General features: G+C 69.3%; 17 protein-coding genes. 9 read left to right on the top strand and 8 right to left on the bottom strand.

Going from position 1 to position 25,882, the window contains the following annotated elements:
- Positions 1 to 55: 55 nt before the first annotated feature.
- Together ACTWNK_RS36185 and ACTWNK_RS36180 are read right to left on the bottom strand one after the other, a co-directional pair.
- Entirely contained in the window at positions 56 to 3,475 is a 3,420-nt protein-coding gene (locus tag ACTWNK_RS36185; protein ID WP_474309418.1) for a M28 family peptidase, read from the bottom strand.
- A 122-nt stretch (positions 3,476 to 3,597) separates the two neighbouring features.
- A complete protein-coding gene (locus ACTWNK_RS36180; protein ID WP_474309417.1) occupies positions 3,598 to 4,485 on the bottom strand; it encodes an anti-sigma factor RsbA family regulatory protein in 888 nt (295 codons plus the stop codon).
- Between the two features lie 287 nt (positions 4,486 to 4,772).
- Here ACTWNK_RS36180 and ACTWNK_RS36175 point away from each other — a divergent pair, with 287 nt between their 5' ends.
- The 4 genes from ACTWNK_RS36175 (at position 4,773) to ACTWNK_RS36160 (ending at position 8,148) form a co-directional block, all read left to right on the top strand.
- Positions 4,773 to 5,078 carry a hypothetical protein gene (locus ACTWNK_RS36175; RefSeq protein WP_474309416.1) on the top strand — a complete coding sequence of 102 codons (306 nt, stop codon included), beginning with the start codon at positions 4,773 to 4,775 and terminating at the stop codon, positions 5,076 to 5,078.
- A gap of 48 nt (positions 5,079 to 5,126) precedes the next feature.
- Positions 5,127 to 5,915: a polysaccharide deacetylase family protein gene (locus ACTWNK_RS36170; RefSeq protein ID WP_474309415.1), complete on the top strand. Its 789-nt coding sequence runs from the start codon at positions 5,127 to 5,129 to the stop codon at positions 5,913 to 5,915.
- Positions 5,912 to 7,426, top strand: a complete 1,515-nt coding sequence (locus tag ACTWNK_RS36165) for a helicase HerA-like domain-containing protein (protein ID WP_474309414.1) — start codon at positions 5,912 to 5,914, stop codon at positions 7,424 to 7,426. Before ACTWNK_RS36170 ends, ACTWNK_RS36165 begins: the two co-directional genes overlap by 4 nt.
- A gap of 71 nt (positions 7,427 to 7,497) precedes the next feature.
- Positions 7,498 to 8,148, top strand: coding sequence for a DUF2461 domain-containing protein (locus tag ACTWNK_RS36160; RefSeq protein WP_474309413.1), 651 nt, complete (start codon positions 7,498 to 7,500; stop codon positions 8,146 to 8,148).
- A gap of 414 nt (positions 8,149 to 8,562) precedes the next feature.
- Here the strand turns inward: ACTWNK_RS36160 and ACTWNK_RS36155 are convergent, their stop codons facing one another.
- The 3 genes from ACTWNK_RS36155 to typA form a co-directional block, all read right to left on the bottom strand.
- A complete protein-coding gene (locus ACTWNK_RS36155; RefSeq protein WP_474309412.1) occupies positions 8,563 to 11,673 on the bottom strand; it encodes a hypothetical protein in 3,111 nt (1,036 codons plus the stop codon).
- A 411-nt stretch (positions 11,674 to 12,084) separates the two neighbouring features.
- Positions 12,085 to 12,705, bottom strand: coding sequence for a superoxide dismutase family protein (locus ACTWNK_RS36150; RefSeq protein WP_474309411.1), 621 nt, complete (start codon positions 12,703 to 12,705; stop codon positions 12,085 to 12,087).
- 163 nt (positions 12,706 to 12,868) lie between these two features.
- Entirely contained in the window at positions 12,869 to 14,722 is a 1,854-nt protein-coding gene (typA, locus tag ACTWNK_RS36145; RefSeq protein ID WP_474309410.1) for a translational GTPase TypA, read from the bottom strand.
- Between the two features lie 412 nt (positions 14,723 to 15,134).
- On the opposite strand from typA, the gene ACTWNK_RS36140 reads away from it, so the two are divergent.
- The 3 genes from ACTWNK_RS36140 to ACTWNK_RS36130 are packed head-to-tail and all read left to right on the top strand — an operon-like array spanning position 15,135 to position 19,113.
- A complete protein-coding gene (locus ACTWNK_RS36140; protein ID WP_474309409.1) occupies positions 15,135 to 17,570 on the top strand; it encodes a LuxR C-terminal-related transcriptional regulator in 2,436 nt (811 codons plus the stop codon).
- Between the two features lie 56 nt (positions 17,571 to 17,626).
- Positions 17,627 to 18,364, top strand: a complete 738-nt coding sequence (locus tag ACTWNK_RS36135) for an AMP-binding protein (RefSeq protein WP_474309408.1) — start codon at positions 17,627 to 17,629, stop codon at positions 18,362 to 18,364.
- The gene (locus ACTWNK_RS36130; protein ID WP_474309407.1) at positions 18,361 to 19,113 is read left to right on the top strand and encodes an alpha/beta hydrolase; all 753 of its coding nucleotides are present in this window, start codon (positions 18,361 to 18,363) and stop codon (positions 19,111 to 19,113) included. Before ACTWNK_RS36135 ends, ACTWNK_RS36130 begins: the two co-directional genes overlap by 4 nt.
- Positions 19,114 to 19,350: 237 nt before the next feature.
- Here ACTWNK_RS36130 and ACTWNK_RS36125 read toward each other — a convergent pair whose 3' ends face one another.
- Together ACTWNK_RS36125 and ACTWNK_RS36120 are read right to left on the bottom strand one after the other, a co-directional pair.
- Positions 19,351 to 20,784, bottom strand: a complete 1,434-nt coding sequence (locus tag ACTWNK_RS36125) for an aldehyde dehydrogenase (RefSeq protein ID WP_474309406.1) — start codon at positions 20,782 to 20,784, stop codon at positions 19,351 to 19,353.
- Positions 20,785 to 20,939: 155 nt separating this feature from the next.
- Positions 20,940 to 23,978, bottom strand: a complete 3,039-nt coding sequence (locus ACTWNK_RS36120) for a M14 family metallopeptidase (RefSeq protein WP_474309405.1) — start codon at positions 23,976 to 23,978, stop codon at positions 20,940 to 20,942.
- A 193-nt stretch (positions 23,979 to 24,171) separates the two neighbouring features.
- On the opposite strand from ACTWNK_RS36120, the gene ACTWNK_RS36115 reads away from it, so the two are divergent.
- The gene (locus tag ACTWNK_RS36115) at positions 24,172 to 25,065 is read left to right on the top strand and encodes a coiled-coil domain-containing protein (protein ID WP_474309404.1); all 894 of its coding nucleotides are present in this window, start codon (positions 24,172 to 24,174) and stop codon (positions 25,063 to 25,065) included.
- Here ACTWNK_RS36115 and ACTWNK_RS36110 read toward each other — a convergent pair whose 3' ends face one another.
- Positions 25,066 to 25,428 carry a nuclear transport factor 2 family protein gene (locus ACTWNK_RS36110; protein WP_474309403.1) on the bottom strand — a complete coding sequence of 121 codons (363 nt, stop codon included), beginning with the start codon at positions 25,426 to 25,428 and terminating at the stop codon, positions 25,066 to 25,068.
- Between the two features lie 106 nt (positions 25,429 to 25,534).
- Here ACTWNK_RS36110 and ACTWNK_RS36105 point away from each other — a divergent pair, with 106 nt between their 5' ends.
- Positions 25,535 to 25,852 (top strand): cupin domain-containing protein, encoded by a 318-nt coding sequence (locus tag ACTWNK_RS36105; RefSeq protein ID WP_474309402.1) that lies wholly within the window; start codon positions 25,535 to 25,537, stop codon positions 25,850 to 25,852.
- Positions 25,853 to 25,882: the final 30 nt, after the last annotated feature.

The raw sequence follows: 25,882 nt of genomic DNA, 5'->3' as shown, positions 1-25,882 counted from the left end.
GAACGAACCCCCAGGACCGGGATCGCCGGTCCTGGGGGTCCCCGAGCTCACCGGTTTAGACCTCGATGCTCCACCAGTCGAGGACTCCGGTGTCCTGCGCGAACCTGTCGGTCACGTGCAGAACCCACTGCCCGGCCGCCGCCTGGGCGACCGGGACGTTGTATGTCTTCGTCCCGAAGGGAGTGCAGTTGGTGCCGTTGCCCTGAGCCAGCAGGTACCACTGCCCGTTCGGACCCCTGAGGAAGATCTCCAGGTCCTGCGCGCAGGTGTGCGCCGCCGTGATCGTCACCTTGACCGGCGAGGTGGCCGAGCCGGAGGCGTTGGAGTTGATCGGGCTCTGCACGGCGTAGTAGTCGTAGATCGGATAGTTGGTGTCGTTGCGGAAGACCCGGTCGCCCGTGGTCGGCGTGGGACTCGGCGACGGGCTCGACCCGCTGACGGTCAGCGCGTAGGTCGCCGTACGCGAACCGCTCGTGCCGGTGCCCGTGACGGTCACGTTGTAGGTGCCGGACGGCGTGGAGGCCGACGTGGCGATGGTCAGCGTCGAGGACTGGCCCGAGGTGACCGACGAGGGGTTGAAGCTCGCCGTGGCGCCGGACGGCAACCCCGAGGCCGTCAGGCTCACCGTCTGCGGGTTGCCCGTCGCCTGGGTGTTGACGGTCGCGGTGGCGCTCTGGCCCGCCGTGACCGAGCCCGAGGTCGGGCTCAGCGAGATCTGGAAGTCGGGGCTGGGCACGGTGGTGCCGACGGCGAGCTTCCAGATGCCGTAGGCCGCCGCGTCGGAGGCCCGGTCCAGGACGATGTCCTTGATGTTGGACGTGGTGTCGCAGGAGGCGTGGTAGCAGCGGTCGTAGGCCGTGTTGGCCTGGCCGCCCCACTTGCTGGCCTGCGCCGAGGTCATGATCGCACTGGCGCCAGCGGCCACGCCGGAGGTGGCGATGCCCGCGTTCCTGAAGGAGGCGTCGTCGGAACGGTTGGCGCCCTCGGTGTTCTCCTCAGGGGCCAGGTTCAGCGCGGCGTAGTACTCCTTGAGGTAGCGAGCCGCCTCGGTGTTGATGTTGTTGATGAAGTAGCCGCCGTTGGGCGAACCCACCATGTCGTAGTTGTGGTAGGTCTTGATCTTGGCCCGCTCGGTGGCGCTGAGGGAGTTGACGTAGAACTTCGAGCCCAGCAGGCCCTGCTCCTCGTCGGTCCACCAGCCGAAGCGGACGTGCTTGTTCATGGTCGGGTTGTGCTGCGCCAGCAGCAGCGCGACCTCGAGCAGGGCGGCGGAGCCGGAGCCGTTGTCGTTGATGCCGGGTCCCGCGGACACGCTGTCCAGGTGGGCGCCCGCCATGATGACGTTGTTGGCGTCGCCGCCGGGCCAGTCGGCGATCAGGTTCGGACCGGCGCCGCTGGTGCAGCCGCTGGTGCAGGCCTGACGGGTGACCGTGTAGCCGGCCGCGCGCAGCTTGTTCTCGACGTATGTCACCGAGGCGGTGTAGCCGGCGCCGGTGGACCTGCGGTTGCCGCCGTTGTTGGTGGCGATCGTCTGGAACTGCGTCAGGTGCGCCTTGACGTTGGCCAGGCTGACGTTCGGCGGCTCGGTCGGGCCGGGGCCGCCGTCGCCGACCGTCAGCGTGTAGGTGGCGGTGTGGTTGCCCGAGGTGCCCGCGCCGGTCACCGTGACGCTGTAGGTGCCGTTGGGCGTGGAGGAGGCGGTGTTGATGGTCAGCGTCGAGGAGTTGCCCGAGGTGACCGAGGCCGGGCTGAAGCTGGCCGTGGCGCCGCTGGGCAGGCCGGAGGCCGACAGGTTGACCGTCTGGGCGTTGCCCGCGGTGGTCTGGGTGCCGACCGTGGAGGTGGCCGACTGCCCGGCGGTGACCGAGCCGGAGGCCGGGTTCAGCGACATGGAGAAGTCCTGGGTCGGCGTCGTGCAGCTCGCCTCACCCGACTGGGCGGGCACGCTCACGGCGTTCCACGCGGCCTTCACCGTGGCGCACTCGACGCTGGAGGAGCCGAACAGCTCGACGGCCGCGGCCAGCGAGGCGGTGCGGACGTTGGCGTGCTTCCAGGTGGAGGTCTTGCGGCCCAGGGCGCCCATGTAGACCTTGCCGGCCTTCTGGATGCCGATGCCGGTCACCGACGAGGGGCCGCCGGAGCAGATCGGGCTGTTCGGCTTGCCGCCGCCGGGGCTCGAACCCTCGGCCAGCAGGTAGAACCAGTGGTTGAGCGGTCCGGCCGCCGCGTGCACCTCGGTGTTGGGGATCGAGGAGCTGTAGCAGTTCGGGTCGCCCACCTTGGACGGCTCGTACATGTAGCGGATCGGGCCGTTGCCCGCGAGGTTGACCTCCTCGCCGACCTCGTAGTCCGGCGGGTCGTTCGGGTTGTTGGCGTAGGCCTCGGTCAGGGCGCCGAAGATGTCGCCCGTCGCCTCGTTGAGGCCGCCGTTCTCGTTGCCCGAACCGGCGCCGCCCGGCGTGGTCTGGAAGATCGCGTGGCCGTACTCGTGCGCCACGACGTCGATCGGGGTGAGCTGCTTGCTGCCCGCCTGGTTCTTGCCGTACGTGGTGTACGTGCCGTTCCAGTAGGCGTTGACCTCGTTCAGGCCGACGCGGGCCGGGAAGGAGCCGCCCGAGCCGTTGGTGCCGTTGCGGCCCAGCCAGTCGCGCAGCATGTTCCACTCCTGCTGGGCGCCGTACAGGGCGTCCACGCAGGCGGTTTCCAGGTCGGTGCCCGAGCCGTTGCCCCAGGTGTCGTCCGTGCCGGTGTAGGCGGAGCCGTTCTGGCCGCCGCACTTCAGGCCGGGCCTGGTGGTGTCGGTCATCGTCCAGGAGCTGCCGGAGCCGCTGGTGTTGATGGTGACCTGGCCGTTGTGGTGGCCGTTGCCGGTGCCCGCGCGCACTTCGTCGTAGGCGTCGGCGACCCTGCCCGTCGTCGCGTCCACGAACACGTGCAGCTTGGACGGCTTGGTGCCGACCGAGCCCGTGAGCACGGTCTCCCAGACGAGGACGGGCTTCTCGCCCCAGGACAGGACGGTCAGCTTGGGCTCGGTGACCTCTTCGGTGTGGGTGAGCGCGGCCTTGGTCCTGGCGACCGAGCGGGCCTTGGCGGCGTTGACGGTGGGGGTCACCGACAGGTCGGGAGTGGCCTCCGAGGCCGCGACGGTGTCCCTGACCTTGCCTTCGGAGTCGGTGACGACGACCGCGTCGCCGCCGACCACGGGCAGGCCCTTGTAGGTGCGGGCGTAGCTGACGAAGTACATGCCGCCCGCTCCGGCGGTGACCGCCTGGCGGCTGTACTGCTCGTCGGCGCTCTTGCTGAGTGCGTCCAGGCCGCTGACGACCGCCCTGTCGGCGGCCGCGACGGCGAGGCCGCGGGGGTCGGCGCTCTTCGCGGTGGCGGGTGCGGCCGAGGCCGCTGGGGAGAGGGGCGACACCAGCAACGCCGCCGCGGCCAGACAGGCCACGGCGACGGGTAATGCCTTGCGCTTCATCGCGCGTTCCCTTCATCGGGGGGTGAGGAAGGACCGGGTCCGAGCGGAAAGCTAGGTCGGCGAAGGGACACGCGACATCCGTAACGGCCTACGTATCGGCACTGAGATTTGTCCGGAACGGGTCAGAGGCTGTCAAGTGACATGTGAAGCCTGACCTTCAGCACGCCCTCGTGCACACGCATCTCGACCAGGTCGCAGAGCTGGCGGCTGATCCACAGTCCGTAGCCGCGCTGCGACTCGGGCTCGGGCGGGATGTAGCCAGGAAAGGGGTGCGCGATGCCCCCGCCGGGATCGGCGATCTCGCAGATCAGCTCGCCTCCCGCCGTCCAGATGCTGACCTCGCCGTGGCCCGCGCCGTGCTCGACGCTGTTGGCGGCGATCTCCGAGACGCACAGCACCAGGGAGGCGATGAGCGAACGTTCCATGCCCGCCGCCTCGGCCCGATCCGCCACCAGGTGGCGCAGCCGCTTGAGCTCGGGCAGGTCGAACGTCGTCCTGGCCGCGTGGCCCGGCGGGTCGGGGAACGGCGTGCGTGAGGGGGCGACGATCTCGCCGGGTTCGACATAGGCCTCGCTGGGCCGCATGCCGCCGTGTGTCAGGACTTTCGGATGGGTCGTGCGCATGTGGCCGCTCGCCCCGCCTTCGCCGTACAGGCACAGGAAGGTGGCGGGGCAGCGGGTCATCGCGACGTTGAGCACGGCCTCGTAGGTGATCCACTCGCGGGTGTCGCGCTCGTTCCTGCCGGTCCAGACGGGCTCGCCGACGATGAGGGCGGGATGGTCGCGTGCGTACTCGTGCACGGCGGCGAGTGTGCGGTGCGGGTGGAGGTACCAGTGGCCGGGCAGGCGGCTGTCCAGGCGGGAGGCGTCGGCGCCGAGTTCGGCGGTGAGCAGGCCGAGCTTGACCGCGTCGGTGACGACCAGCACCCGCCGTCCCTCGCCCAGCGCGTGCCGCACGTGGGGCAGGACGAGTCGCAGGAACGTTGCATCGGAACCGTAAGGCACTGCCACGTGCCTGAACGGCCCTGCGCCGAGGGGTCCCCACACGGGGTGCACGGGTGAGAACGTAACAAGTTCTCACGTCTGCGGGCAACGGCGAACGCGTCAGGATGACGCTAAGGCGTCCTCGCGGAGGCGCCGGGACGTCCTTCTGATCAATAGTCGCGAACCGCCGCGCGATGACGTTCTGGAGCCCCATCATTACTGCATGTGCTTCGTGCCGAGTGTGCGCGGCGGTACCCCAAGCTGGGTACATCCCCCTGTGTTCGACGCCTTCTTTGCCTCGATGGGAGTGGCGGTTGACTGAGTCCCGTGCCGCGGTGGAGAAACTCCGGGCCGAGCTGGTGGGGCTGGGGGTGACCAGCGCGTACGAGGTCGGGGATGACATCACGCTATCGGTATGGATTGGGTTAGTCGTCCGATTCGAGGGTGGTTTCTACCGATGGTCCGAAGAGGCTGTTAAACGACGACATCTGGGTACTGATCCCGTTGGGTGCGCCATACGAGTGGCGCGGCGTTACGTGGAGCTGCAGGCCGACATTCCGTCCTGGTGGGACGAGCTGGCCAAGGATCTGCGGGGGGATCAGGCGCAGGACTATCCGTGATCCCCGTATCGGCTTTCGGGGGGAAGCATGCGCATATGGGCGGGCCCGGTGTGTCTCGCGCTACTGGCTGCGGCCGGTTGTGCCAGTCCGACGGCGATCACCGCGGTCGTCAGGGAGCCGGTCAGGCTCGCGGCCGTCGCCTCGGGCCCGCCCATGGCCTTCGATCCGGCGAGCACCGCGAGACGCCTGGCCGAGATGCAGGCCGGATGGCCGAGGACCATCCGGCAGATCAACTGCGCGAGCCTCAAGTGCGTGGCGCTCACCTTCGACGACGGGCCGGGTGAGTACACCGCCAAGCTTCTCGACGACCTGAAGGAACGCCAGGTCAGAGCCACGTTCTTCGTCGTCGGCCAGATGGTCGCCGAGGACGAGGCCGGGAACCTGCGCCGCATCGCCGAAGAAGGCCACGAACTCGGCAACCACTCCTGGAGCCACGCCCAGCTCACCGGCCTGTCGAAAACCGGCATCCGGGCGCAACTCCAACGCACCCAGGACCTCGTCGAGGCCAGGACCGGCGTACGGATGAAGGTCATGCGCCCGCCCTACGGCTCGACCGACGGCCGGGTGGCGGCCGAGTGCAGGCGCGAAGGCCTCGCCCAGATCCTCTGGAACGTCGACACCCTCGACTGGCGCGACCGCAAGGCCGACACCGTCGCCAGACGCGCGGGCAAGGCGCCCACCGGCTCGATCATCCTCATGCACGACATCCACAAGACCACCGTCGAGGCCGTCCCCGCCCTCCTCGACAAGCTGACCGACAAGGGCTACACCTTCGTCACCGTCTCCGAGCTGTACGGCAGGACGCCCACACCCGGCCAGAGGTACACCGAGCGATGAGCGGCGACGTGATCCAGGACGTGATCGGCGGCTACACCTTCGACGAGCCCACACTCGACCTCGGCGCACTCGTCGCCGACGGGCAGGGCCGGGCCGACGCCCAGGTGCGCATCCCGCTGCGTATGCTCAACAGGCACGGCCTCGTCGCCGGAGCCACCGGCACGGGCAAGACCAAGACGCTGCAGGTCATGGCCGAACAGCTGTCCGCACACGGCGTGCCCGTCTTCCTGGCCGACATCAAGGGCGACCTGTCCGGCATGGCGGCGCCGGGCGAGTCGTCGGCCAAACTGCTGGAACGCACCCAGGGCATCGGCCAGGAGTGGACGCCCGCGGCCTGTCCGGTCGAGTTCTACGCGCTCGGCGGCATCGGCTCCGGGATCCCGCTGCGGGCCACGATCACCGCATTCGGGCCCACACTGCTGTCGAAGGTGCTCGGGCTCAACGACACCCAGGAGTCCTCCCTCGGCCTGGTCTTCCACTACGCCGACCAGCAAGGGCTGCCGCTGCTCGACCTCAAGGACCTGCGCGCGGTCATCCAGCACCTCATCGACACGCCCGCCGAGCTCAAGGGGGTCGGCGGGCTGTCCAAGGCCACGGCCGGGGTCATCCTCAGGGCGCTGACCAACTTCGCGGCGCAGGGGGCCGACCAGTTCTTCGGCGAGCCGGAGTTCGACACCGCCGACCTCATGCGCGTCACGCCCGACGGGCGCGGCGTCGTCTCGATCCTGGAACTGCCCGCCGTACAGGATCGGCCCGCGATGTTCTCCACCTTTCTCATGTGGTTGCTCGCCGACCTGTTCGGCGGGATGCCGGAGCTCGGCGATCCGGACAAGCCGAAGCTGGTCTTCTTCTTCGACGAGGCGCATCTGCTGTTCACCGACGCGTCGAAGGCGTTCCTGCAGTCGATCACGCAGACGGTCAGGCTGATCAGGTCCAAGGGCATCGGCGTCTTCTTCGTCACCCAGACGCCCAAGGACGTGCCCGCCGATGTGCTCGCCCAGCTCGGGGCCAGGGTCCAGCACGCGTTGCGCGCCTTCACACCGCAGGACGCCAAGGCGCTGCGCGCGACGGTGTCGACGTTCCCGCACTCCGCCTACGACCTGGAGGAGGCGCTGACGCAGCTGGGGATCGGCGAGGCGATGGTGACCGTACTGTCGGACAAGGGCGTGCCGACCCCAGTCGCCTGGACGCGGATGCGGGCGCCGCGCTCGCTCATGGCTCCGGCGCCCGAAGGGGTGGTGGCCGGGGTGGTCGCCGGGTCCGCCCTGCTGCCGAAGTACGGCCAGGCGATCGACCGCCAGTCGGCCTACGAACTTCTGGCCGCCCGCGTGCTGCCTCCCGCTGTTGAGGCTCCCCCTGTTGAGGCTCCCGCTCCTTCTGCCTCTGCTCCTTCTGCTTTGGAGAGTGTGCTGGGGTCGTCGGTGTTCGAGTCGTTCGCCCGGTCGGCGGCGAGCGCGCTCGGGCGTGAGATCAGTCGGTCCATCTTCGGTACGGCCAAGCGCAGGCGCTGAAGAAGCGGGCCTCGGGAACCGAAGAGCCGGGTCGTCGGGAAAGTGTCGGGCCGGCATGGGAGGCTGGAGGGATGGCGTTCAGCGGCTTCCCCGACGAGGCCTTCGTGTTCTACGAGGGGCTTCAGGCGGACAACTCCAAGACCTACTTCACCCGGCACCGCACGCTCTACGAAGACGCGGTCAGGGCGCCGATGACCGAACTCGCGCAGGAACTGGCCGAGGAGTTCGGTCAGGCGCAACTGTTCCGTCCCTATCGCGACATCCGCTTCTCCAAGGACAAGACGCCTTACAAGGATCATCAAGGGGCGTTCGTCGACGTCGAGCCTGGGATCGGCTTCTATGTGGAGATCAGCGCTGCCGGGATGTACACCGCCGGCGGGTACTACTCCCAGGCCGCCGATCAGGTCGCTCGCTATCGTGCCGCCGTCGACGAGGACCTCTCCGGGAAGCCGCTTGAGCGCGTGGTCGCGGAGCTGGAGGCCGCCGGTTACGAGCGTGGCGGCGACCGGCTGAAGACGAGGCCGCGTGGGGTGGCCGAGGACCATCCACGCCTTGAGTTGTTGCGGCATCGGTCGCTCTACTGCGGGCTGCGGGCCGAGCCTGAGGGGTGGGTGCATACGCGGGAGGTCGTGGGGCGGGTTCGGGGGGATTGGCGGGCTTACCGGGGGTTGGTGGATTGGCTGGCCACACATGTACGGGGGAGTGAGCAGCCTCGTCGGTGAGGGGTGAGTTGTGTGCTTCCCCTGCCTTTCCCCTGCATGCCCGCCCGCCTCATGCCCGCCCGCACGCCTGAGCATCCCGCCCTCCTTGGCGCCCCCGCACTTGCACTGGTGCCCACGTTTGCGCCCGCACTTGCACTTGAGCCCGCGCTTGCGTTGGCACTTTCACACCTGCGTGCACCTCCACACCTGCGTGTACCTCCACCTGCCTGGGCCTGTAATCGCCTGCGCTTGCCCCCGAACCCCCACACCCACCTGCGCCCGCGCTCGCGACTGCCCTCTCCTTCCGCCTGCACCCCACCCACGGACGTCCTGCCCCTCCGCTATCGCGGAACCCGCAGATCGGCGGGCGGCGTTGAGTGTGGTTTTGAGGCTCATCTGCCCCATGTCTGGCTCGTGGTGCAGAGCAATCGTGCGTTATCTGCCTGGCTGGGCGGGGGCGCTTGTGGTGGTGTTGCCCTTGAGGACGCGGTCGACGGTTTTGCCTGCTACCGATGTGGCCGCCGTGGTGCCTGCGGCCAGGACCACGGCCAGGAGAGGCGTGGCCAGGCTCCGGATGCTGCGCACATTGCGTACGCGCCCCCACGGCTCGCCCGCCACATGCATGATCCGCCACTCCCAGAACAGCCCCAGCCCGATACACACCGCAGCCGTCTGCCCCACCACGATCGCGACCACCTGCATCTTGTCCAGCGCGCCCAGGTCCGGCTCCACCAACGCGGGCACGTACGCCGACAGCTCGGTGACCAGCGCCCCCGCGTTCACATACAGCGCCTTGGTGACCGGCTGAGTGCCTCGGATGCGCGGATAGAAATAGCCGTAGAAGAAGCCGAAGGCCGGAAGCGTGACCAGGTACCGCGCGTCGAACAGCCACATCGTCACATCGGCCCCCGAAGGCCACCCATAGATCACCGCGAACGGCAGGCTGAACAGCAGCGCGACCCCGAACGCCGCCGCCCCGTTGCGCCACGGAGTACACCCGGCCGCCGAGGCGAACGCCAACTCCCTGCTCGGGCCGTACTCCTTCGCCGCCTTGTGCAGGTCGTCGTGCTGGCGCTCGAAGTCGGCCAGGTGGAGCTCCACCGTACCCAGCTTCGCCCTGCCCACCCGGTACAGGTCCTGCTCGGCGGCCCTGAGCAGTCTGTGCTTGAGCGCGGCCTCGATGAGCTCCCTGTGCTGTTCGGTGGTCGTGGGCGTGGGCACCGGCAGTTCCGGCCCCGCCAGCAGCCAGGTGGCCGCAGCCCAGGCGCACAACGACGTGATCGCCAATGCCGGCACCGGCACCTGCGGGTCGAAGAACGGATCGCCCTCACGCGGCGTCAGGTACACCACCACCAGACACGCCACCACCGTGGCCCGGACCGCGTCATTGTCATGCCCGCCCAGCGTGTCCCCCAGCCGCCGCACCCGAAGCACCAGCAACACGAACACCACCACCAACAGCCCCAGCACGGCCCGAACCAACGGGCTGAGCGGCCACACCCCACCCACATTGGCGACCTCCCCAGGCGCCTGCTCCACCGGAACACTCCAGGACCCGGCGTCCAGCCACTCGGTCGGCCACCCCTGTACAAGCAGACTCCCCAGCACAGCGACGATCACCGCCCCCCGGGACCAGCGCCGCATGGCCACCGCCACACCCGCGATGGGAATCACCGCCCAGCAGAAGGCCAGGAGGAGGGGGATGCTGTCGGGAGGGTACGAGCCGTCCGTCACGGCCCTGCTCCACAGGGCCAGGGAGAGGACGGCCAGGGAGACGGCCCCGGATATCACGGACAGGAGGAGGAGTGGGGTGGTGGTTCGAGGGGGTGGGGGTGCGTGGGTTCTGGCGGTGGGCGTGGGTCCGGGCTTGGAGGAAGAGGCCGGGGCGGGTGCTGCGTGCGCGGGAGGTGTCGTGGGGGTGGAGGGTGATGGCTCGATGACTGCTGTGATCGGCGCTGTTGTTGTCGGGGCGGTTGTTGCCGGTGGGTTGGATCTTGGGGTGATACCTAGTTCTCTGGTGCCTGGTCTTCTGGTGTCTGGGCTGTCTCCATCTGAGCCGTCGTCGTCAGGTTCGCCTCCGCTCGGCGCGTCCTCGCCTGGCGTGTCCGCCGTTGGGTCGATGCCGGCTGTTTCGCTTCTGCGGGATGCGTCGGCGTTCGGCTCGGTCCTGGGAGGGGCGAGGCCGTCAGGTGTGACTTCGCTGGGTTCGGTTCCGTACGGCGTGGCTTCACGCGTCACGGTTTCAGGGGCGGCCTCGCCGTACTCGGTCTCGTTCTTCTCCTGCGGTTGACCCTCGTGCGGGGGTGAGGTGGCGGCGGACGCGTCCGGAGGCGCGGGGCGGTGGCGGAGAGGGGGCTTCTCGGGTGAGGCGGGTGGAGGGGTGGTGGGGCTGGGGAGGGCGGTCTTGCTGCTGCCGGTGAGCAGGGGGGCTGCGAGGGCGGCGGAGATGGTGGCGACGGTGGCGGCCAGTAGGAGGTGGGGCTGTTCGAGCTGGCCGTGCCGGTATGACCAGAAGAGCATGCCGAGGGACACCGCCACCGCGACGGCGGTCAGCAGGAGCAGGTCTCCGGCGCTCCAGCGAGGTGGTCGGGGCAGAATGTGCCATGCGTGGCGCAGCGCCACCAGCGGCAGCAGGCCGAACACCACCAGTGGGCCGATCACCTCCCACCGCCCGATCGCGATCGACACCAGCAACGCCGCCCCGAGCGCCGCTACCGCCCCGACCAGCAGCCGGTTGGTCGGACGCTGCCACCACGCCCTGCCGAGCGCCCTGGACAGCAGGTACACCAGGACGACCGCGGTCGCGAGGCCGAGAATGGGCGCCCACGACACGGCCGTCTCGGGCTCCACGTCGGGGAAGCCGTAGCGGCCGTTGGCCAGCGTGACGGTGACGTCGGCGGAGGTGCCCGTCGTGAACTCCAGCCGTTCGGGGCCCTCGGAGTCGGGGGTCACGCCCGAGACCTTGGCGACGTTCCAATCGCCGCCGTCCAGGGCGACCACGCGCTCGGACACCAGCGGCCAGGCGCCGGTCGGCGCGACGAAATGCAGGGTGAGCAGGCCCGACATCGGGATCTGGCGGAGCAGCGTGATCGTGAAACGTACGGTGGTTCTGCCGTTGATCGTGTAGAGGACGGGTGGGGTACGCGTCGTCGGGGCCAGGACGAACGCCTCGTCCGCCTTGACCGCGCCCAGCCGTTCGTCGGTGAAGGCGCGCAACTCGTCGAGCGCTTTGCCCTGCCGGATGTACGCGGTCAGCTCGTCCTTGTCGTCCAGCGTGAGCGTGTGCGCCACCGCGATCCGCACGTGCAGCATCCGCTCGTCGAGCCGCCCATCCGGTACGGCTCGCAACTCGGCGGCCTTGGCCCTGGCGACCGACACCTCGGTCCTGGCCTGCCGATCACCCGCTCCCTTACCTCCTTCGAGCAGCCAGTCAAGCCGGTCGACCGTCTCGCCGTCCGGGATCGCCATGCCCTGTACCCGCCCCGGCACGGCCCTCGCCGCCGTCACACTCCACGCCACCGCCGCCAGCGACACTCCCAACAGCACAACACCCATCCCGACCCGCACCCACCGCCACCACATCCCCATCGCCACGCTTAGGGATCGCATACGGGAGGTAGATCGCTACAACCACCTTTACAAATCCACCCCAAACCCTGTGATCTCACCCGCTTGCGGGGTCTTCTCGTTGTTCCTTGACCCTGACCTCCCCGCCAGCGCCCCTACCGCCGAAACGCGTCAAGCGACTCCCCCTGTCAAGGCGTCCGTAACGGCCCCAACCCCCGCCCCCCGAGAAGCGTCCCCCCGACAGACGCGAACCAGGCGCGAACGGAGGCGCAGGCCCAGGCCTGCCGTACACGAAAGGGGTGAAGCGAACCGCCGACCCCAGGGACGCGCCCCAGGGTCGGCGGGAAAGCGGCAAAAGGTGAGGAAGTGAACGTATGGTCAAGTGGTATGTCAGTGGGCGCGGACGGGGCCGCAGGCGATGCGGCCGCCGGAGTCGCCGGTGCGGCGGGTGGCGGCGTCGGGGCCCTTGGTGCCGGTGGCGTCCTCCGGGTGGGTGTACCGGTCGGGGATGTTGGCGTAGTTGTCGGCCAGGGCGTGGATGATGACCGCGCTGCCGTCGGTGTCGGTGAGCTGGTGGACGCGGAAGCGGTCGGTGACGGCGGCGGCGGTTCCGGTGCCGTCGGCGGCGACCAGGAGGGTGGGCAGGTCGCCGGAGTGCGCGCCGTGCGTGGCTTCGGGCGTCAGGTTGAAGTGCCCGCCCGCGGTGAAGAACGGGCTGACGGCGCCGGTCGCGGGGTCGACGGCCTTCGGGTCGCAGATGCCGGCCTCGTGCAGGTGCAGGCCGTGGTAGCCGGGCGGCAGGCCCTTGACGTCGATGGTGATCCGCGACTTCGACCAGCTCTCCTTGCGGATCTGCAGGGTGCCGACCTGGACGCCGTTCACATCGCGGATGACCGCCTTGGCCGCCGTGCCGGCGCTCGCGCTCTGGGCCTCGGCGACCACGTTCACGCCGAGTACGCCGACACCGGTGGCGATGACGGCGGCCACGGCCATATGTGCCTTGCGAAGCATGGAATCTTCCTCTCGAGAGGGTGTCGTCCCATTGTCGGAAGGCATGAGCCGTTCGGTTCCGGCGCGACGCGAGGTACGGGGATACCGTTTGGTGGCGCGGATGGAGATATGACAGACGCCCGCCACCCCCCGCAAGGGGATGACGGGCGTCGTGCGGCGTGGGTCAGTTGGTGCGCTTGGCACGCGCCGCGGTGCGGCTGCGCGTGGAGGCGTCCAGGACGACCTTGCGGATGCGCACGGTCTCGGGCGTGATCTCCACGCACTCGTCCTCGCGGATGAACTCCAGCGCCTGCTCCAGCGACAGCACCCTCGGCGGGATCAGCGTCTCGGTGACGTCGGCCGTGGAGGAGCGCATGTTGGTGAGCTTCTTCTCCTTGGTGATGTTCACATCCATGTCGTCGGAACGGGAGTTCTCCCCGACGATCATGCCCTCGTAGACCTCGGTGGTCGGCGAGACGAACAGGATGCCGCGCTCCTGCAGGTTCGTCATCGCGAACGCGGTGACGGGACCCGACCGGTCGGCCACCAGCGAGCCGTTGTTGCGCGTGCGCAGCTCGCCGAACCACGGCTCGTAGTTCTCGAACACGTGGTGCACCAGCCCGGTGCCCCGCGTCTCGGTGAGGAACTCGGTCCTGAAGCCGATGAGCCCACGGGCCGGTACCACGAACTCCATCCGGATCCACCCGGTGCCGTGGTTGGTCATGTGTTCCATCCGGCCCTTGCGTACGGCCAGCAGCTGCGTGACCGCGCCGAGGTACTCCTCGGGGCAGTCGACGGTCAGCCGCTCGACGGGCTCGTGCACCTTGCCGTCGATCTCCTTGGTGACGACCTGCGGCTTGCCCACCGTCAGCTCGTAGCCCTCACGGCGCATCTGCTCGACCAGGATGGCCAGGGCCAGCTCGCCACGCCCCTGGACCTCCCAGGCGTCGGGCCGCTCGGTCGGGAGCACGCGCAGCGACACGTTGCCGACGAGCTCCTTCTCCAGCCTGTCCTTGACCATGCGGGCGGTGACCTTGGAGCCCTTGACCCGGCCGACCATCGGCGAGGTGTTGGTGCCGATCGTCATCGAGATGGCGGGCTCGTCGACGGTGATGAGCGGCAGCGGGCGCGGGTCCTCGGGGTCGGCGAGGGTCTCACCGATCATGATCTCCGGGATGCCGGCGATGGCGATGATGTCGCCGGGCCCGGCCTCCTCGGCCGGCTTGCGCTCAAGGGCGTCGGTCATCAGCAGCTCGGTGATCTTCACGCGCTGGATGGTGCCGTCGGTCTTGCACCAGGCGACCTGCTGGCCCTTCTTGATCGTGCCCTGGTGGATACGGCAGAGCGCGATACGGCCGAGGTAGGAGGAGGCGTCGAGGTTGGTGACGTGGGCCTGCAGCGGCGCGCTCGGGTCGTAGGTCGGCGCGGGGATCGTCTGCTTGATCACGTCGAACAGCGGCTCGAGGTCCTCGGAGTCGGGCAGCCCGCCGTCGTCGGGACGGTTCAGGGACGCCCTTCCCGCCTTGGCCGAGGCGTAGACGATCGGGAAGTCGATCTGCTCCTCGGTGGCGTCGAGGTCCATGAAGAGCTCGTAGACCTCGTCCACGACCTCCTTGATCCGTGCGTCGGGCCGGTCGACCTTGTTGATGCACAGGATGACCGGCATCTTGGCGGCGAACGCCTTGCGCAGCACGAACCTGGTCTGCGGCAGCGGCCCCTCGGAGGCGTCGACGAGCAGCACGACGCCGTCGACCATGGACAGGCCGCGCTCGACCTCGCCGCCGAAGTCGGCGTGGCCGGGGGTGTCGATGATGTTGAGGGTCATCTCGCCGTGTTTGACCGCGGTGTTCTTGGCGAGAATGGTGATGCCCTTCTCGCGCTCGAGGTCGTTGGAGTCCATGACACGGTCGTCGACGTCCTGGTTGGCGCGGAAGGCTCCGGACTGCCAGAGCATGGCATCCACCAGAGTGGTCTTGCCGTGGTCGACGTGCGCGATGATCGCGATGTTCCGCAGGTCGTCGCGGCTGTTCAAAGGCATGATGGAGTCTCGCTCTGTGATCGTGGAGGCTGACCGCGGACCGTGCGGGCGATACCAGTTTAGTTGATCCCCCTACCATCCTTGGTGTCGCGGGTGCAACGGGCACATTTCGCGGACCTGTCCTCGCTGTTCAGACCCCGTTTTCCGGCCCGTGTACCGGTTTCGGGACGATCTCCGGCCGGACACGGAGAACGCCCGTAACCGGGAGCGCCGGTGCCGGTGAAACCCCAGGCGGGCACGTGTGCGAAGAAAAGTAGGTGATCTTGCGGGGCGAGAGTGGCGGTATCGCTTGCGGCGCTCCGTGATGGAGTGGAGACTCGCGGTCAAGCCCCCACCTTCGCGAGGCAGCCTCTCGGTCACACCCCTGGCTCCTGGGGAGGTCTCGCGATCAGCCCCTACCCCGTGAGAGAGCATGGCTTCGGTCATACATCGCCTGCCAGCCGAGCCCAACCGTTTCGTCGGTCGCGAGCGCGATCTCGGCGAGGTGTGCGGACTGCTCGGCGAGACCCGACTGCTCACGCTGTGCGGCGTGGGCGGCATCGGCAAGACCAGGTTCGCCCTGCGCGTGGCCGAGAGGGTCGCCGGGCGCTACGCCGAAGGGGCCCGCCTGGTCGAGCTGGCCAGGGTGCCGGGCGCGGACCAGGTGCTCGGCGAGATGGCCCGTGTGATGGGCGTGCGCCACGACGGCGACAGGCCGCTGCTCGAAGGGCTGAGCGCGGCGATCGGCCAGCGTGAGCTGCTGCTGATCGTCGACAACTGCGAGCACGTCGTCGACACCGTCGCAGGCGCGCTCGCCGTCCTGCTGGCCGAGTGCGGTGGCCTGCGCGTCCTGGCCACGAGCCGGGAGCCGCTGAAGATCAGGGGCGAGCTGGTCTGGCGGGTCCCCCCGCTTGAGCTGCCCGACTTCGACGACGACATCGGCGCCTGCGAGGCGGTGCAGCTGTTCGTCGAGCGTGCGACCGCGGCGGGCGTGCAGCTGCGCCTGTCGTCGGAGACGATGGCCGCGGTCGCCCAGGTGTGCGTGGCGCTCGACGGCATCCCGCTGGCGCTGGAGCTCGCTGCGGCCCGCACGGCCGTGCTGTCGCCGCGCGAGATCGCGGCCAGGCTGGACGACAGGTTCTCGCTGCTGACGACCGGCGACCGCACGGCCCCGTTGCGCCAGCGCACCCTGCTCGCGGCCGTCGACTGGAGCCACGACCTGCTGGAGGAGCGCGAGCGCGTGCTGCTGCGCAGGCTCGCGGTGTTCGTCGGCGGGTTCCAGCTCGACCTGGCCGAACGCGTCTGCGCCGACGACAGGCTGCCCGAGGCCCAGGTGCTCGACCTGCTGGCCGGCCTGGTGGCCAAGTCCCTGGTGACGGCCGAGCCGGGCGAGGACGGCCTGACCGTGTACGGCATGCTGGAGACGATCAGGCACTACGCCGAGCTGGCCCTGGCCGAGGCGGGCGAGCTGGAGGAGTTCAGGGACAGGCACATGCGCGTGCTCGGCGCCGCGCTGACCTCCTGGCACGACGTCGCCGTGGTGGCGCCGGATCACCCCTGGGCCGAACGCCTGGCGACGATCAACCGCTTCGCCTCGTCCATGTCCAACCTGCGCGCGGCGCTCGAACGGGCCATCGCGCTGGGCGACGGCCCCCAGGCCCTGCAACTGGCAGGCGGGCTCAGCCTGCACTGGCTGGCCAAGGGCACCAGGAGCGAGGGCAGGCACCTGCTGGAGCGCGTGCTGGCCATGGACCTCACCGGCGTGCCCGACGCCCTGGTCGGCCGGGTGTGGGGCTGCTACGCCGTCCTGCTGGAGTCGAGCGACGTGGAGGGCGCGAGCCGCGCGGTGGGCATCGCGCTCACGCTGCTGGCCGACGAGCCCGACGGCTGGTTCACCTGCGAGGCCCGCACGCTGCGCGGCCTGCTGCTGCTGCGCGGCGGCGAGGTCGAGGAGGGCACGAAGGCGCTGGAGGAGTCGGCGGTGCTGGCCGAGCGCGCGGGCATGCTGTGGTCGCTGGGCGTCGCGCTGATCACCATCGCCTCGACGGCCGTGCTCGCGGGCAGGCTGAAGGAGGCCAGGCGCAGGCTGGAACACGCCGCCGACGCCTTCCGCCGCCTGGACCACCCGTGGGGTCTGGCCAACACCTACATCGTGGAGGCCGACGAGGCGCAGGCCAGAGGCGACCTGCCGGCCGCGGCCGCGGCGCTGGAGACGGCGCTGGAGATGTTGCGCGAGTTCGACGCCACCCACAACGTGCCGAAGATCCTGGCCGGGCTCGGCAGGGTGGCGGCCAAGCAGGGCGACTTCGCCACCGCCAGGCGCTGGCTCGCGGAGTGCCTGCGGGCGAGCGTCGAGAGCGGCAAGCCGCTGCAGGTGGCCAGGTGCCTGACCGCGTGGGCCGACCTGGCCGAGCTCGAAGGCGACATGGAACGTGCCGTCGTGCTCACGGCCGCGTCGGCGGCCCTGCGCGAGTCGGTGGGCAAGTTGCCGTGGCGTTCGGCGACCGAGCGGCTGCTGGCGGCGGCCAGGGCCAAGGTGGGCGAGAGCCGCACCGAGGTGTTGTGGGGGTTCGGCAGGGGGCTGAGCCTGGAGGCGGCGGTGGAGATGACGACGGGCACGATCAGCGTGGGCCAGCCGGGCCCGGTCAAGGCCGCGTCCGGTCCCAGCACCCTGCTGACGACACGCGAACGCGAGATCGTGGAGCTGCTGGCCATGGGCCTGTCGAACAAGGCCATCGCCGACGAGCTGGTGATCAGCCCGGCGACCGCCGCACGCCACGTGGCCAACATCCTGACCAAGCTCGGCTACACATCGCGTACTCAGGTCGCCGCGTGGGCGCTTCGCGAGGGCCTGAGCAGACCTACATAGCCACTTGCATATTCGTGCACATGACCGCAGAACTCCTGCTACCTAGCCTGGGACATATGAGCTGGACAGAGACGGTGCTCGGCTGGGAGGCGGCGGCCGACGACTATCCCGTCGTCTCCGACGTCAGGACAGGCGCGGTGCTGACCAGGGCCAGGCTGGCCAGGCAGGTGTCGCAGGCCGCGGCCGGGCTGAGGCGCAGGGGCCTGCGACCGGGCGACACGGTGGTGGTCGACGTGCCGGGGCAGCTGGCCCTGCACGTGGCGGCGCACTCGGTCGCGTGGGCGGGCGGCGTGGTGGCGCTGCCCGGCTCCCGGGTCGGCCACAGGATGCTGATCACGTACGGCGAGCAGCGGGTGGACGAGGCGGACGCCAGGCAGGTCTTCACGTTCGAGTACACACCGGGCGCGAGCCAGTTCGGCGACCTGATGGGCAAGCAGGCGCTGGAGTTCGGCCCGATCGCGGGCCCCGCCCTCATCGACGCGAACGGAAGGACGTGGAGCAACGCCGAGATGGCGGCCGAGCTCAACATGCTGCGCAGGTGCCGTGCGATCGACCCCGGCGACGTGGTGCTGTCGGCCCTGCTCACGCCGAGGGCCAGGCTGCGCTTGCTCGACCTGGCCTTCGTCGTGGGCGCGCACGTGCTGGTCGTACGCGATCCGACGCCGATCGGCTGCCAGGTGCTGGCCGACGAGCACGGCGCCAAGGTGCTGGCCGCGCCCGCCGAGCTGGCCTTGCGGCTGGGCGGCAGGTCGGCGATGCGGCTGGTGGACGAGAGCCTACGCTCGCTCACATGAGTTTCGCCGTGATGCTGCGCACGAAGGACGGCGTGCGCATCGACGCCGTGCACCTGCCGCCCGCGGGAGACGGTGCCGCCAGGGACCTGGCCGTGGTCGTGGCACACGGGTTCACCGGTTCGTGGCGCGAGCCGACGACGCGGCGCATCTGCGGCGTGTTCGCACGCCACGCCGGTGTGCTGTGCTTCGACTTCAGGGGCCACGGCCGATCGGGCGGCGCCTCCACGGTGGGCGACCTGGAGATCTACGACCTCGACGCCGCCGTACGTCACGCGCGGGCGATCGGCTATCGCAGGGTGGTCGTCGTCGGCTTCTCCATGGGCGCCTCCGTGGCCGTGCGGCACGCCGGGCTGCTGGGTGGGGTCGACGCCATCGCGGCCGTCAGCGGCCCCGCCAGGTGGTACTACAGGGGTACCAGGCCCATGCGCACGGTCCACTGGGCGATCGAACGCAGGCTGGGCCGCTGGGCCGCCAGGGTGGCCAAGCGCACGAGGATCGCCGCCGGCCCCTGGAACCCGGTGCCGATGCCCCCGCACGAGGCCGCCGCCCTGATCGCCCCCGTCCCCCTGCTGGTCGTGCACGGCGACGCCGACGCGTTCTTCCCCTTGGAGCACGCCCACCAGCTGTACGGCGGCGCCCGCATGCCCAAGGAGTTGTGGGTCGAGCCGGGGTACGGCCACGCCGAGTCGGCGGCCACGCCCGACCTCGTCAAGCGGATCGCCGAATGGGCTGTTTTGGTCTCAGGCTAAAACAGTCCGAACCTTTTCGGGGTAGACCGCGTCTACCTAAGGCGGATGGAAGAAACCCTCCGGGAGAAGTCCATCAGGAAGATATCCACCCGGGATCTCTCAGGTAGGACATACTTCCTGTAGTCGGACGGTTGCCCAGCGTCGCGGGGGCGCGCTGGGTGTGCCATCCTCGTATGGGCGAAAGGCGAGCCCCCTAGGGGTGGGGCTCGCCTTTCCCTCGCCACGCCAGGCTTGGCCTCAGCCGAGCCTGGCGATCGTCTTGAACTCCAGATACGCCGACAGCCCCTCGGGGCCGAGCTCGCGGCCGACGCCGCTGGACTTGTAGCCGCCGAAGGGCACGTTGGCCTCCAGCATCAGGCAGTTCACGCCGTAGGTGCCGGTGCGCACCTGCCTGGCGATGTCCATGCCGTGCTCGGTGTCGGCCGTCCACACGGTGCCGCACAGGCCGTAGTCGCTGTCGTTGGCGATGCGCAGGGCGTCGGCCTCGTCGTCGTAGGGGATCACGGTGAGGACCGGGCCGAAGATCTCCTCGCGGGCGATGCGCATGTCGTTGGTGGCGTCGGCGAAGACCGTGGGGGCGACGTACCAGCCTTGGTCGTGGGGGCGGTCGAGGCCGCCGGTGACGACCTTCGCGCCTTCCTCCATGCCGATCCTGATGTAGTCCTCGACGCGTTCCTGCTGGCGTCTGGCGACGAGCGGGCCGATGCCGGTGGCGGGGTCGGCCGGGTCGCCCACCGCCTGGGCCCGAACCATGGCCGACACGGCCTCGACGACCTCGTCGTAGCGGCGGCGCGAGGCCAGCACGCGCGTCTGGGCGACGCAGGCCTGGCCGTTGTTCATGAGCGAGGCGATGGCGAACATGCCCATGGACGAGGTCAGGTCGGCGTCGTCGAGGAAGATCGCCGCGGACTTGCCGCCGAGTTCGAGGCTGACCCGCTTGAGCTGCTGCCCGCAGATCGCGCCGATCCTGCGCCCCGCGGCCGTCGAACCGGTGAAGGCCACCTTGTCCACGCCGGGGTGCGAGACGAGGTGCTCACCGGCCTCCCTGCCGGCGGGCACGATGTTGAGCACGCCGCCGGGCAGGCCCGCCTCCCGCACCATCTCGGCCAGCAGGTAGGCGTCCAGCGGGGTCTCCGGCGCGGGCTTGAGCACGACCGTGCACCCGGCCAGCAGGGCGGGAGCGATCTTCGCCATGCTGACGAACTGCGGCACGTTCCACGGCACGATGGCGGCCACCACGCCGACGGGCTCACGCCGTACGGTGGTCGGCCCGAACAGGCCGGGACGCTGCTCCTCCTGCTGGAAGGCGGCGCCGTACTCGGCGTAGAAGCGCAGCATGCCGAGCGGCTGCGGCGCCTGGGCCAGGTGCGAGAAGGTGATGGGCGAGCCCATCTCCTCGGTGATCAGCGCGGCCATCTCGCCCTGTCTGGCCTCGTACAGCGCGGCCAGCCGGCCGAGCGCCTCGGCCCGTTCGGCGAACGTCAGGCGCGGCCACGGCCCCGAGTCGAAGGCGGCACGCGCGGCGGCGACCGCACGGTCCATGTCGGCGGCCGTGCCGTCGGGCACCCGGCCCACGACCTGCTCGGTGTGCGGGGAGACGACGTCGATCACGGCGGTGCCGTCGGGGGCCACCCATTCGCCCCCGATGAACAGGGTGTCGTGCTGGCGCATGTCGTGAGCCTCCTGCTCGGCCTAGTGCTTGCTCGGCCCAGTCTCGACCGACGGCGTCGCCGTGTCCAGAGCTCGACAGAACCATGTTCGGTCCGGACAGCGCAAGGGGGGTACGGCAGTCGCCTGCCGTACCCCCCTTGGTCAAGCGGGTGGTGCTAGTGGCCGAGCAGGTGCTTCAGCGACCTCTTGACCAGGTCGGTGCGCTGGGCCTGCGAGGTCACGCCTTCCAGGCCGAAGCCGAGGTAGACGGTGTCGCGCGTGACGACGCCGCCGCCCTCCTCGAAGACCTGGTCGGTGCGGAACCAGTTGTTGATCGACGGCGACGAGCCCTCCGGGGGCGGGCCCACGGTCCAGCCGGACAGGTCGCTCTCGAACGAGGTCTCCTCGCTCGTCGCGCCGTTCAGCGTGACCTTGAAGTCGTCGAGGAACACACCGGCGCCCTGGCTGCCCCAGTCGCTGATGTAGCTGAGCGACACCACGACCTTCTTGCCCGCGTAGGGCGTCAGGTCGACCTTCCACTGCTGCCAGCCCGCCGAGTTGCCCGACGAGGCGTTCCAGGCGCCGCTGGTGCCCGTGGGGGAGCAGTCCTGGCCCTGGTAGCGCGCGGTGAAGGGGTGGATCGTGCGCCATCCCGCGCCGCCGCTCGGCGGGGCGCAGCTGGAACCGGTGCTCTGGCTGGAGTGGCCGTTGGCGTCGGGCAGGGTGGTCCAGTCGTCCTGGCCCTCCGTGTGCGCCTCGACGGTGAAGAAGTCCCAGTCCTGCTCGGTGTCGTGCGAGGCCCAGAACGACAGGTCGCCGGACGACTTTCCGGTCAGGTCGATGGTCTTGGTCAGGCGCTTCCAGGAGACGTCGGCGATGCCGCTGTAGACGTCCCAGGCGCCGGTGTGCGGGTCGAAGGGAGCGCCGGGCCTGTCCCACTTGAGCGGGGCGGAGCTGGCGAACTGCGGGAACGTGGCCTTCGGCAGGATCGCCGAGGTGGCGACGTAGGAGTTGGTGTGGTCCTGGTTGTTGGCCGAGTCGCCGCCGTTGAGCGTGGCGTTGAACCCGGTGAACGGCTTGTCGGCGCCCTTGAGCGCGTAGGGCACGCCGGTGTCGTGGTTGGTGCCCGCGTCGTCGAAGTAGACGTAGGCGCCGAGCCAGTACTGCTGGAAGTCGTTGAACACCGGCAGACAGTCGGGCTCCTGCGGCAGCGTGCACTCGCCCTGGGCGGGGTCCGGCTCGTAGAAGTAGGAGCCGTTGATGTTCTGCCCGTATCCGGCGAACTTCCCGGCGTAGAGCAGCTTGCCGCCCTCGTTCAGGTAGTCGCGCACGGCGAGTTCGGTCTCGACGCCCACCCGCGAGTGCGTGCCGCCGACCTGGCCGACCGAGCGCGGCAGGATGTCGTCGCCCGTCTCCCAGACGACCGCCTTGTAGTGGCTGAGCACGCCCAGCGGGTGCGGCGCCTTGCGCCCGGCCTTGTCGACGTCGTAGACGTCGGAGGAGTAGCCGGCCTGGGTGAGCGCGGTGGCGTACTCGTCGGCGTACTTGGCCTCGGTGACGCCCTGGACCGGGCTCAGGCCGGTGACGTCCTCGGCCGCGAGGACGAGCACCTTGCCGCCGATGTCGGTGGCCACCTTGTAGGTGAACTCCGAGCTCTTCTTCAGCAGCGACCTGAACCACACCTTGACGCTGTCGCCCGGCTTGGTGCCGGTGATCTTGCCGCGCAGGCGGTGGTAGTAGGTGTCGTAGCCGTCGCCGTACCTCTCGCCGCCACGCCACTCGCTGGTCGTCGCGGTCCTGGTCGGGCCGTTGTTGACCTTGTACTGCACGACGACCGGGCCGAGCTTGCGCTTGGCGTTGACCGCGACCTCCTGCGTCCGGCCGTGGCTGGTGTCGAAGGCGTCGACCACGAAGTCGGGCGTGGTGTTGCCCAGGTGGTTGACCGGTTCGGCCGGGTTGACCGCGGACTTGGCGACGTCGAGTGCGAACGGCAGGTTCTTCTCGAACTGCGCCTGCACCAGGGCCTCGTCGTCGGGGAAGACGAAGCCGCAGCCGTCGCAGCCCTCTTCGAGCTCGGGCGTCCACGACAGCGTGCCGTACGCGGCGTGCGCGCGGTCGTTGGTGTCACCGTTGGTGGTGTAGAGCTCGGCGCCGAGGTCGGGGTCGAAGCCGGGGATCGCCGGATTGGCGTCGTTGCCGGACAGGGCCTCGTAGATCGGGTCGTCGGCGGTCCTGGTCTGGACCTGCCAGCCCGCCGGGTAGAGCAGCAGCGCGCCGAAGGAGTGGTAGTTCACCTGCAGCTTGAACCTGATTCGCTTGAGCAGCCCGTCCATGGCCTTGGTCTCGGGCTCGCTGGCCGGGCCCGAACCCCGGAAGGTCTCGCTGCTCGGGATGCTCGACGAGCCTTCCTCGTCGTAGTGGAAGTTCGTCGGGAAGTTGCGGTTGGGGTCGACGCCGTCGCCGTTGGTGATGACGCCGTCACCGTTGTTGTCGCGCAGGTTCTTGCGCCACAGGCGGTTGCCCTCGGTGAAGGTGAAGTCGTAGCCGTCGGGGTTGGCGACGGGTACGAACCACAGTTCGGTCGAGCCGAGCAGGCTGCTCAGCGTGCCCTTGTTGGCCACGACGTACTTCAGCAGGCGCAGGTCGACCTCGGTGGCGATCCACTCGCGGGCGTGCTGGGTCGCGGAGTAGAACACCGCGGGCCTGGCGCCGTCGGACACGTTCCTCGCGTTCTTGGTCACCTTGACCGCGAGGATGTCCTTGCCTCTGAGCGTCTTGCCGATCGACTGCAGCTTGACGATGTCCTTGTTGGCGTTGGCGATGCTTCTGAGCTGGTCGGCGATGCCGCCCGGCTCGGAGTATGACTTCCACACCGTGTAGCCGCCGGCGGCCATGGCCTTGGCCGCCTCCTGCTGGGTCTGCCCCTGGGGGTTGCGCACGGGGGTCGGCTTGTGGCCGAGCTTGGCGAGTTGGTCGAGGTCACGCTGTACGGCGGTGAACTCGATGTGCTCCTTGCCACCTGTGACCTGTTTCTGGACCACGTCGAAGCCTTTTTCGACGAGGGTCTCACCGGTGCCGAGCGGGCTGTCGAGCTGGTAGAGCTCGGCCCGGTCGGCCACGGGTAACGGGTCTTGCGAGGCGTATGCCTCAGCGGCGACCAGGGTGGTGCCTAGGCCGAGGATGACGGCCGTGACTAGGGCTAAAGGTCGTGACACGTGATCTGCCCCTTCGCAGAGACGGGTTGCTCGAAATCTGGCCTGATGTGGTGATCTCAACAAGGCCCAAATTTTGGCCAACTGATAGACAAAGTGGTAGATACTTCGCCAAAGGTGCGTCAGTTCGCTCGTTCAGGTGGCAGCGACCAAGATCATCTTCTATAGTCGCTCCGACTACCAGGGGAGGACGAGCGTGAGATCAGGGCGGTTCGCCGTGCTGGCCTTCGTCCTGTCCGCGCTGCTGGCCGTGCCGCTGCCGCATGTCGCCTCGGCCGATCCGGACACCCAGGCGGAGTTGCGCAAACTCACCAAACAGGCCGCCAAGCTCAACAAGGACTACCGGGGCGAGGTGCAGAGCCTTGAGGACACCCGGGTCAAGGCCAAGAAGGCCACCGAGCGCGCCGACCGGCTCAAGGCCATGCTCGCCTCGGCCGAACGCGACGTCGCCCAGATCGCGCAGACCGCCTACATGGGCGGCCAGGTCGACGGCACCCAGATGTTGTCGCTGACCGGCGATCCGGCCCAGGCGCTCGGCCGCGCCGCCAACCTGCTCTACCTCGCCCAGGAGCGCGCCAACCGGCTCAACCGGATCAAGGACCTGGTCGTTGAGGCCAAGAAGGCCAAGAAGGCCGCCGACGCCAAGATCGACGACCTCAAGCGCGACATCAAGGCCATGCAGGGCAAGCGCCGCGACATCGAGAAACTGCTCGCCAAGTACGGCTTCCAGCGGCCGGGCAGTCCGGCCGGCCTGACCCAGCGCATGGTGAGCGTGCGCGACGAGATCCAGCGCAACTTCCCCGTCAGCAGCGTCGGCTGCCTGCGTCCGGGCGACCCCGGCGAACACGGCAAGGGCAGGGCCTGCGACTTCATGATCAGCGCAGGCACGATGCCGTCCGCCGACCAGAAGGACCGAGGCGACGCCATCGCCGCCTGGGCCATCGCCAACGGGCCCCGCCTCGGCATCATGTATCTCATCTGGCAGCAGCGTTACTACGACGTCCGCTCGGGCGCAGGCTGGCGCATGATGTCCGACCGCGGCGGCGTCACGGCCAACCACTACGACCACGTGCACATCTCGGTGTTCTGATCAGGTCTGGTACAGCGGTCCCAGGTCCACGTAGATGCGGTAGTCGCTCAGGAGGCCGTCCGGGCGGGTGTGCCAGAGCGAGACGGCGACGACCGTGACGTGGGTGCCGTCCAGGCGTTCGTAGGTGACCTCGGTCTCGGCGATCGTGTCGGACTCCACGCGCCAGGACCTGACGACCCTGTGGCTCAGGCCCGCGATGGTGGCGAAGAAGGCGCCCAGGCCTTCGGTGACGGCCTGGTGGCCCTTCAGGGGTTCGGCGTTGCCGAAGGTCAGCGTGGTGTCGTCGGCCAGCAGTGCCACGAACGCGTCGAGGTCGAAGGAGTCGACCACCTCGAAGACGTGCCGTACCTGTTCGTCGCTCATGGGAGCCTTTCTCGCGGCGCGGGATCACTGTTCGGGACGCTACGGACCGGGCGGCGGTGCGCAACTAGCGAGAAGGTCATGATGGGATTTGGGTAGGTATCCCGGCATGGAAGACCTGATCAAGCTGGCCGGGGAGCACCTCCAGGCCGCACGCGACTCCGCGCACGGCCGTAGCGCGCACACCTTTCTCCAGGACGGACGCCTGCGTCAGGCGGTGATCGCCCTGACGGCGGGGACTGAGCTGGCCGAGCACGACGCGCCGCCCGCCGCCTCGCTGCAGGTGCTCAGCGGTCTGGTGACGCTCATCGGCCAGTCGGAGGAGTACCTGCTGACCGTGGGCCAGGTCATCGCGATCCCGCACGAGCGGCACGCCCTTCGCGCCATCGAGGACACGGCCGTCCTCCTGACCACGGTCACCAACTGAGAAATGCACTTCTTTGTTGCGAAGTGCGTG

It is taken from the genome of Nonomuraea sp. IBHARD001 (assembly GCF_056106265.1).
The sequence above is the reverse complement of the archived record's forward strand: the minus strand, read 5'-3'. Positions and strand labels throughout refer to the sequence as shown.

Excerpts from the sequence above, each read along its gene's own strand:
- ACTWNK_RS36125 (WP_474309406.1), bottom strand. The coding sequence starts at position 20,784 with ATGCGCCAGCACGACACCCTGTTCATCGGGGGCGAATGGGTGGCCCCC.
- ACTWNK_RS36185 (WP_474309418.1), bottom strand. The coding sequence starts at position 3,475 with ATGAAGCGCAAGGCATTACCCGTCGCCGTGGCCTGTCTGGCCGCGGCG.
- ACTWNK_RS36135 (WP_474309408.1), top strand. The coding sequence starts at position 17,627 with ATGAGCTGGACAGAGACGGTGCTCGGCTGGGAGGCGGCGGCCGACGAC.
- ACTWNK_RS36105 (WP_474309402.1), top strand. The coding sequence starts at position 25,535 with ATGGAAGACCTGATCAAGCTGGCCGGGGAGCACCTCCAGGCCGCACGC.
- typA (WP_474309410.1), bottom strand. The coding sequence starts at position 14,722 with ATGCCTTTGAACAGCCGCGACGACCTGCGGAACATCGCGATCATCGCG.
- ACTWNK_RS36150 (WP_474309411.1), bottom strand. The coding sequence starts at position 12,705 with ATGCTTCGCAAGGCACATATGGCCGTGGCCGCCGTCATCGCCACCGGT.
- ACTWNK_RS36130 (WP_474309407.1), top strand. The coding sequence starts at position 18,361 with ATGAGTTTCGCCGTGATGCTGCGCACGAAGGACGGCGTGCGCATCGAC.
- ACTWNK_RS36140 (WP_474309409.1), top strand. The coding sequence starts at position 15,135 with ATGGCTTCGGTCATACATCGCCTGCCAGCCGAGCCCAACCGTTTCGTC.
- ACTWNK_RS36160 (WP_474309413.1), top strand. The coding sequence starts at position 7,498 with ATGGCGTTCAGCGGCTTCCCCGACGAGGCCTTCGTGTTCTACGAGGGG.
- ACTWNK_RS36165 (WP_474309414.1), top strand. The coding sequence starts at position 5,912 with ATGAGCGGCGACGTGATCCAGGACGTGATCGGCGGCTACACCTTCGAC.
- ACTWNK_RS36110 (WP_474309403.1), bottom strand. The coding sequence starts at position 25,428 with ATGAGCGACGAACAGGTACGGCACGTCTTCGAGGTGGTCGACTCCTTC.